This is a genomic window from Oceanicella sp., assembly GCF_056449545.1.
In genome coordinates this window covers 1-8,276 of the sequence record NZ_JBWOMN010000050.1, presented here as the reverse complement: position 1 = coordinate 8,276, position 8,276 = coordinate 1, and the positions used below count along the sequence as shown (strand labels likewise).

The following is an 8,276-nucleotide window of genomic DNA, read 5'->3' as shown; positions in this document are numbered from 1 at the left end:
CGGGCCATGGCCGGGGGCGGCGCGGCGTCGGGCGGGGGCGGGGCCTCGGCCGGCGAGGGCGCGGGCCCGGCCAGCGCCGGATCGTCGGCGTCGATCAGCACGGGGCCCTTGCGGATGTCCCGGGGCGGGGGCGCGGGATCGGTCATGATCGCCGCCCGGCGCCGGCGCAATGCGAAAAACGGATCATCTGAGGCGATCTCCAAGCAGGAATTGCGCCGCGCGGTCCAGCCGCAGATGCGGCGGCCCGTCGCCGGGGGCGAGCTTCAGGCGCGGCGGGGCGAAGCGCATCACCGCGTAGTCGTCGCCGAGCCAGTCCGGCGCGCCGCAGCGCGCCGGTTCCAGAATCGCGTGCGGATCGGCGGGCAGGTCGCCGGGATGCAGCGCCGCCGGCTTGCCGGTGGCCGCCAGCACGCCGCGCACGCAATGCAGCACCTGGCCGTCGCGGGTGATGTCCTGCTCGGTGGTGGCGCGCAGCGAGGCCAGCGCCATGGCCCGGGTTTTCGCGCCCTTGAAGGCGGCGTGGTCGACGGATTGGCGCAGCAGGGCTTCGAGGATCGCGCTCAGCCGCGCGTGCTGGGCGTGGTGGATATGGTCGGCCTTGGCGGCGGCGAACAGGATGCGCTCCACCTTGCGGCCCAGCAGCGGCGCCAGCCATGAATTCTCGCCGGGGCGGAAGGCTTCGAGGATCCGCGTCATGGCGGCGCGCAGATCCTCGACCGCCTGCGGCCCGGCATTGATCGCCGCCAGCAGGTCCACCAGCACCACCTGCCGGTCGATCCTGGAAAAATGATCCCGGAAGAACGGCTTTATCACCGCCCGCTTGTAGGCGTCGTAGCGCTTGGCCATCTCGGCGCGCAGGGGCGAGCGGGTCTCGCGCCTCGGCAGCGGCGCGAAGGTGAGCGCCGGGGATCCGGCGAGGTCGCCGGGCAGCAGGAAGCGCCCCGGCGCCAGCCCCGACAGGCCCGCGTCGCGGCAGGCGCCGAGATAGGCGGTGAAGCCGGCGGCCAGCTCCTTGGCTGCGGTTTCGTCGAAGGGGGCGTCGGGCGGGGTGGCGGCGACCTGCGCCAGCCAGGCGCCCGAATGGGCCTCGCGCGCCGGGCCGCGCGCCGCGCCAAGCGCGGTTTCGGACCAGGAATCGTAGCTCATGGACATCAGCGGCAGGTCGAGCAGCCACTCGCCCGGGTAGTCCACCACGTCGAGATGCACCACCCGCGGCCCGGAAAGCCCCGACAGCCAGCCGCTGGGGCGCAGGCGCAGGGACAGGCGCAACTGGCTGATCTGGCGGGTGGAGTCGGGCCAGTGCGGCGCCGCGCCCAGCAGCGCCCCGAGATGCGATTCGAAATCGAATCGGGGCACCTCGCGATCGGGCTGCGGGCGCAGGGCGGCGGCCTCGATGCGGTTTTCGGCCACCGCGTCGAGCCCGGCCATGCGCCCCCGATTCAACAGGTTGGCGATCAGCGAGGTGATGAACACGGTCTTGCCCGAGCGCGCCAGCCCGGTGACGCCCAGCCGTATGGTCGGCTCGAACAGGCCGGCGACGCCGTCCTGGGCCTCTTCGAAAAGCCGGACCACGTCGTCCGCAATGTCATTGATGCCCAAATCGCCGCCTTTTCTGCCCCGCAATGGCAGATATAGTCGCGCGCGGGGCGTTGCGGGAGAGGGGTTGCATTTATTTGCCGCAACCGGCAAGGGCCGGGCATGCCCAGATACAAGCTGACGCTCGAATATCACGGCGCGCCGTTCAGCGGCTGGCAGCGCCAGAAGGACCAGCCCTCGGTGCAGGCGGCGGTGGAGGGCGCGCTGCGCAAGCTGGAGCCCGACGCGGCGGGGATCGTGGGCGCGGGGCGCACCGACGCCGGGGTCCATGCCAGCGGGCAGGTCGCCCATTGCGACATGACCAGGGACTGGGACCCGTTCCGGCTGGCCAGCGCGTTGAACTGGCATCTGACCCCGAGGCCGGTGGCGGTGCTGGCGGTCGAACCGGCGGCCGATGATTTCCACGCCCGCTTCGATGCGATCGAGCGGCGGTATCTGTATCGCGTGGTGACCCGGCGGGCGCCGCTGGCCATCGAGGCGGGGCTGGCCTGGCGGCTGGGGTTTTCGCTGGATGTGGAGGCCATGCGCGCGGCGGCGGGGCATCTGCTCGGAAAGCATGACTTCACGACCTTCCGATCCAGCGCCTGTCAGGCGCTGTCGCCAGTGAAGACGCTGGACGCGCTTGAGATTTCCCGACAGGGCGACGAGGTGGTCTTTGAAGTGCGGGCGCGGTCCTTCCTGCACAACCAGGTGCGCAGCCTTGTCGGCACGCTGGCGCGGGTGGGGGCGGGGAAATGGCCGCCCGCGCGGGTCGCGGCGGCGCTGGCCGCGCGCGATCGCGCCGCCTGCGGGCCGGTGGCGCCGCCCTATGGGCTGTATCTGGAAAAGGTGGTCTATCCGGATCGCGCGGGCCGGGGCGCGGGGGTCAGGCGGCGGCGAGAAGGTCCATGAGCGCGGGCCAGGCGGCGGCGTCGGCCACGGATTTGTCGCGACAGACTCTGTTGCAGAACCCCACCACGCGCCCGTCGATCTCGGCCAGCGAATCCCCGGTCACCGGCTTTTGCGAATAGGGGCAGAGCGCGTTGATCGCGGTCGCGCCCGTCACCGCTTTCGCGGGCAGCGGCGCGGGGCCGAAGCGCGGGGCCTCCGGGAGATCATCCATCTCGTATGCGGCGTGGCGCTGGCGGCAGGCGAGGCCCATGGCGCGCCAGCGGCGAAAGGCGGGCAGGGCGTAGAGGGTCTCGGCATAGGCGAGCGCCAGCGGGTCGTCGCTCAGCTGATAGGTGACGATCCGCGCCAGCGCCGGGGCGAAGAACGCATCGACCGCGGCCATTTTCGCGCCGAACAGCCAGGGACCGTCCCCGCCCCAGCGATCCCGCGCGTGCCGCCAGAGGTCAAGCATCCGCGCCATGTCGGCGCGCACCGCGTCGGAGGGCGCAAACCCGTGATAACGGCGCGCCAGGTTCATCGGGCAGTCGCCGCGCAGCGCGAAGAAGCCGGAATGCATCTCCGCCGCCATGGAGCGCGCCGCGGCGCGGGCCGCCGGGTCCGCAGGCCAGTATCCGGCCTCGGGGAAGGCGTCGTTCAGGGTCTCGGCGATGGCCAGGCTGTCCCAGGCCAGCGCGCCGTTGTCCATGCGCAGCGCCGGGACCGTGCGGGCGGGGGCGAATTCGCTTTTGAGGGCCTCGAAATCGTCGCTCCACATCAATGCGTGGCGGGTGGCGCAGGGGGCGTCGGCGATCTCCGTCAGCAGATGTCCGCGCATGGACCAGCTTGAATAGGTTCTGTCTCCGATGGCGATGCGCATGGCGTCCCCCTTGGCGTGCTGGCGCGCTGTTCCGGCGATCCTGCGGTTGTTGCGACCTTACCCGCGCCCGTGGCGGCGGGCCAACGCCATTTCGTGATGCCGGCGGTCAGGACGTGTTGGCGGATGAAACCGCCCGGCGGCGAACTCACGCGGCGATTACGTTTCCGCGAGGCGGGATGGCGATCCAATGACGCGGGCGGTTCCAATCCCCATATCAGTCGGGAGACGACCGGCCCGGGATGGCGGTTCGCCCCGAAATCCCGCCGCCGCAAGCAAGCGAGGACATGATGCCCCTGGATTCGCCCCTGGCCCCTTCGATGAGCCGCTCCGCCATGTCGGCCGAGCTGCTCGATGCGCAAACCGAGCGCGAGCTGGCCCTGCGCTGGCGCGACGAACGAGACGAGAAGGCCCTGCACCGGCTGATCACCGCCTATCTGCGGCTGGCGATCTCCATGGCCGCGAAATATCGCCGCTACGGCGCGCCGATGAACGACCTGACCCAGGAGGCCGGGGTCGGGCTGATGAAGGCGGCTGAAAAATTCGATCCCGATCGCGGGGTGCGATTTTCCACCTACGCGGTGTGGTGGATCAAGGCCTCGATCCAGGATTACGTGATGCGCAACTGGTCGATGGTGCGCACCGGGTCGACCTCGACGCAGAAATCGCTGTTTTTCAACATGCGCCGGGTGCGCGCCCGGGTGGAGCGCGAGATGGCGCAGGAGAACGAGCCCATGTCCGGGTCCGAGATCCGCCGCCGCATCTCCGAGGATCTGGGCGCGCCGCTGCGCGATGTCGAGATGATGGAGGGGCGGCTCGCCGGGTCGGATTTCTCGCTCAACGCGCGCCAGGCCGGCGACGAAGGGCGCGAATGGATGGAGACGCTGGAGGACGAGTCCCCGGCCTCCGAAGACCTGGTGGCGCGGCGGCGCGATCTGGGGGCGGCGCGCGGCTGGATCCGCGACGCCATGACCGCGCTGAGCGCGCGCGAGCGGATGATCATCCTGGCGCGCAAGGTGGAGCAGCAGCCCGAGACGCTGCAAAGCCTCGGCACGCGGCTGGGCCTGTCCAAGGAACGCGTGCGCCAGCTGGAGGTGCAGGCCCTGCGCAAGATGCGCCGCCACATGGAGGAGCACGTGGGCGCGGAGGCCGAGGCGCTGGCGCAGGAGGTCTGAGGGGCCCCTCGGGCTGGGGGCTTCTCTGGCGCGTTCGGCAAGCGGCATTTGCAGGGGGCGTTCTGTGCGCGCCGCCTTGCCTGCGGGATATCGGCCTGAGGGTCGCGCCGGGCATCATGCCGACCGACTTGTTTTCGGACATCGGGGGGAACTGGCCCCCGATGTTTTGCTCGCGGCTGTCAGGCAGGCTTCCTGGATGCATGGCAATCGAATTTGCTTCGATCCTGCCTGGGATCAATTTGAATTGCCGGACGAGCAATTGGCGGGTGAGCGCAGCCCTGCCATGCGTCTCAGGCCGGTTTGGCATGCAGGCCCACAAAAAAAGGGAGCCGCGCGCGGCTCCCTTTCGATTCGGCGTGGCGCGCCCCGAAGGGCGGGCCGCATGATCACATCATGCCGCCCATGCCGCCCATGTCGGGCATGCCGCCGCCGCCGGCGGCGCCTTTGGGCTCGGGCCGGTCGGCGACCATGGCCTCGGTGGTGATGAGCAGGCCGGCCACGGAGGCGGCGTCCTCAAGCGCGGTGCGCACCACCTTGGCGGGGTCGATGATGCCGGCGTCCAGCATGTCGCAATAGACCTCGGCCTGAGCGTCGAAGCCGAAATGCGGGTCGTCGTTCTCGACCACCTTGCCCGCGACCACGGCGCCGTCGACGCCGGCGTTCTCGGCGATCTGGCGCAGCGGCGACTGGATCGCACGGCGCACGATCGAGATGCCGGCGGTCTGGTCGGGGTTGGCCCCTTCCATGCCCACGAGCGCCTTGCCCGCATGGATCAGCGCAACGCCGCCGCCGGGGACGACGCCTTCCTGCACCGCGGCGCGGGTGGCGTTCAGCGCGTCGTCGACGCGGTCCTTGCGCTCCTTCACCTCGACCTCGGTGGAGCCGCCGACGCGGATCACCGCGACGCCGCCGGCCAGCTTGGCCAGACGTTCCTGCAGCTTCTCGCGGTCGTAGTCCGAGGTGGTCTCCTCGGCCTGCGCCCGGATCTGGGCCACGCGGGCTTCGATCTCGGCCTTGTCGCCGGCGCCGTCGACGATGGTGGTGTCGTCCTTGGTGATGCGCAGCTTCTTGGCGGTGCCGAGCATGTCGATGCCGACATTCTCAAGCTTCATGCCCAGATCTTCCGAGATCACCTGGCCGCCGGTCAGGATCGCGATGTCCTGCAGCATGGCCTTGCGGCGATCGCCGAAGCCCGGCGCCTTGACGGCGGCGATCTTCAGGCCGCCGCGCAGCTTGTTGACCACGAGGGTGGCGAGGGCTTCGCCCTCCACGTCCTCGGCGATGATCAGCAGCGGCTTGCCGGACTGGATCACGGTCTCGAGCAGCGGCACCATCGCCTGCAGCGACGACAGCTTCTTCTCGTGCAGGAGGATGTAGGCGTCCTCCAGCTCGGTGATCATCTTGTCGGCGTTGGTGATGAAGTAGGGCGAGAGATAGCCGCGGTCGAACTGCATGCCCTCGACCACTTCGGTCTCGGTCTCGAGGCCCTTGTTCTCCTCGACGGTGATCACGCCCTCGTTGCCGACCTTCTGCATGGCGTCGGCGATCTGCTGGCCGATCTCCATCTCGCCATTGGCGGAGATGCCGCCGACCTGCGCGACCTCGGCCGAATCCTTGACCTCGCGGGACATGCTCTTGATGCCCTCGACGACCTTGGACACGGCCAGATCGACGCCGCGCTTCAGATCCATCGGGTTCATGCCGGCGGCGACCGATTTCAGGCCTTCCTTGACGATGGCCTGGGCCAGCACGGTGGCGGTGGTGGTGCCGTCGCCCGCTTCGTCATTGGTGCGCGACGCGACTTCGCGAACCATCTGCGCGCCCATGTTCTCGAACTTGTCCTCGAGCTCGATCTCCTTGGCGACGGTGACGCCGTCCTTGGTGATGCGCGGGGCGCCGAAGGATTTGTCGAGGATCACGTTGCGGCCCTTGGGGCCGAGGGTCACCTTCACCGCGTTGGCGAGGATGTCGACGCCGGCAAGCATGCGGTTGCGCGCGTCGATGTCGAACTTGACGTCTTTGGCAGCCATGTGCGGATGCTCCTAACTGTCGTGAATTTCAGGAATGATCGGAAGGGGAGGCCTGACGGGTCAGGACATCACGCCGAGGATGTCGCTCTCTTTCATGATGAGCAGATCCTCGCCGTCGATCTTGACCTCGGTGCCGGACCATTTGCCGAACAGGATGCGGTCGCCTTTCGAGACGGCCATGGCGATCAGTTCACCGCTGTCCTTGCGGGCGCCCTCGCCGACGGCCATGACTTCGCCCTCGGAGGGCTTTTCCTTGGCGCTGTCGGGGATGATCAACCCGCCGGCGGTTTTTTCTTCGCTTTCGATGCGGCGCACGAGCACCCGATCGTGGAGAGGCTTGAATTCCATGGAAGTCGCTCCTTACATGCGGTTTCCAAATCATGTCGCGAACCGGACCGGCTTCGCGCCGCCATCCCCCTGCCCGGCGTCGAATGCCGGGGCTGGAAACGCGGCGCCGGAAGGCGGGCCGGAGGTTTGTCAGCACTCGTGCTTGGTGAGTGCTAACACTGGCGAGATAAGCCGGGCGCACGTCCCTGTCAAGACGCCCGCATGGATCAAAAAGGACGAATTTGCATGGTGCAACGCAGCATAATCCGCCGGATCCACCGCTGCGCCGCGGCCCTGGCCCTGCTGGCGCTGGGCGCGGCGCCGGGGGGCGCGGCGGCGCAATGCGCGGGCGTCGATCTGCTGGCGCGGCTGCGCGCGGAGGCGCCCGACGCCTATGCCCGGCTGCGCGCCGCCGCCGATGCGCGCCCCGACGGGCGGGGGCGGTTCTGGCGGGTCGAAAAGCCGGGGCTGGCGGTCTCGCACCTGTTCGGCACCTTTCACGCCACCGAGCCCGAGGTGGCCCGGCCCCCCGCCGCGGTGCGCGCCGCCATCGACGCCGCGCGGGTGATCTATGTGGAGATCACCCCGGACGAACAGGCCGAGATGCGCGCCGCGATCCAGGCCGATCCGCGGCTGATCATGGAAACCGACGGCGCCACGCTCGACGATTTTCTCACCGAGGAGCAGGCCGCCCTGGCGCGCCGGGTGCTGGGCGCCTACGGCATTCCCTATGAAAGCGGCTCGCGGCTGAAGCCGTGGTTCCTGCAGGTGCTGACGGCGCAGCCGCCCTGCGCGCTGGCCGCCATGCGGGCCGGGGGCGAGGTGCTCGACAGCGTGATCTCGGGTATGGCGGCGGCGCGGGGCGCGCCGCTGCGCGGGCTGGAGCATTGGGAGGATTCGCTCGCCGGGTTCATGAGCCAGCCCCGCGACGAGGCCCGTGAAAGCCTGCTGATGAGCTTCGCCATGGCTGACGAGGCGGAGGATTTCCGCTTCACCGCGACGCGCCTGTATCTGGCCGGGGACATCATGATGATCTGGGAATTCGGCCGCCTTGCGTCGCGCGAGGGGGGCGCGGCGCGGGACCCGGACGCGCTCACCGACCGATTCTGGCGGGAGGTCGTGGTTCGGCGCAACGCCCGCTTCATCGACGCCGCCGCGGCGGATTTCGCCAGGGGCGGCGCCTTCGTCGCCGTCGGCGCGCTGCATCTGGGCGGCGCCGAGGGCATGATCGGCAAGCTGCGCGCGGCGGGCTACGCGGTGACGCGGGCGGCGGTGGAGTGAGCGCCGCCGCGGCGCCGCGGCGCGCGACAGCCGGGACGCCCGAAGCCCCTGAAATCCGGGGCGCGGCGGCGGTCGCCGCCGTCGCGTCTTGCGCCCGCCGCGTTCTGCGGGCAAAGGTGGCGC

Annotated in this window: 7 protein-coding genes; 3 read left to right on the top strand and 4 right to left on the bottom strand. The window is 69.9% G+C overall.

What is annotated here, in order from left to right:
• Positions 1 to 183 precede the first annotated feature (183 nt).
• Positions 184 to 1,599, bottom strand: coding sequence for a YcjX family GTP-binding protein (locus AC1HC7_RS07140; RefSeq protein ID WP_479496187.1), 1,416 nt, complete (start codon positions 1,597 to 1,599; stop codon positions 184 to 186).
• A gap of 99 nt (positions 1,600 to 1,698) precedes the next feature.
• On the opposite strand from AC1HC7_RS07140, the gene truA reads away from it, so the two are divergent.
• Entirely contained in the window at positions 1,699 to 2,487 is a 789-nt protein-coding gene (truA, locus tag AC1HC7_RS07135; protein WP_479496186.1) for a tRNA pseudouridine(38-40) synthase TruA, read from the top strand.
• On the opposite strand, the gene AC1HC7_RS07130 is transcribed toward truA, so the two are convergent.
• On the bottom strand, positions 2,462 to 3,343 hold the full coding sequence (locus AC1HC7_RS07130; protein WP_479496185.1) for a glutathione S-transferase: 882 nt from the start codon (positions 3,341 to 3,343) through the stop codon (positions 2,462 to 2,464). The genes truA and AC1HC7_RS07130 overlap by 26 nt on opposite strands.
• A gap of 287 nt (positions 3,344 to 3,630) precedes the next feature.
• On the opposite strand from AC1HC7_RS07130, the gene AC1HC7_RS07125 reads away from it, so the two are divergent.
• Positions 3,631 to 4,515 carry an RNA polymerase factor sigma-32 gene (locus tag AC1HC7_RS07125; RefSeq protein ID WP_479496184.1) on the top strand — a complete coding sequence of 295 codons (885 nt, stop codon included), beginning with the start codon at positions 3,631 to 3,633 and terminating at the stop codon, positions 4,513 to 4,515.
• Between the two features lie 386 nt (positions 4,516 to 4,901).
• Here AC1HC7_RS07125 and groL read toward each other — a convergent pair whose 3' ends face one another.
• Positions 4,902 to 6,545: a chaperonin GroEL gene (gene groL, locus AC1HC7_RS07120; protein WP_479496183.1), complete on the bottom strand. Its 1,644-nt coding sequence runs from the start codon at positions 6,543 to 6,545 to the stop codon at positions 4,902 to 4,904.
• A 60-nt stretch (positions 6,546 to 6,605) separates the two neighbouring features.
• Positions 6,606 to 6,893 carry a co-chaperone GroES gene (gene groES, locus AC1HC7_RS07115; protein WP_479496182.1) on the bottom strand — a complete coding sequence of 96 codons (288 nt, stop codon included), beginning with the start codon at positions 6,891 to 6,893 and terminating at the stop codon, positions 6,606 to 6,608.
• Positions 6,894 to 7,121: 228 nt separating this feature from the next.
• Here groES and AC1HC7_RS07110 point away from each other — a divergent pair, with 228 nt between their 5' ends.
• Positions 7,122 to 8,153 carry a TraB/GumN family protein gene (locus AC1HC7_RS07110; protein WP_479496181.1) on the top strand — a complete coding sequence of 344 codons (1,032 nt, stop codon included), beginning with the start codon at positions 7,122 to 7,124 and terminating at the stop codon, positions 8,151 to 8,153.
• Positions 8,154 to 8,276 lie beyond the last annotated feature (123 nt).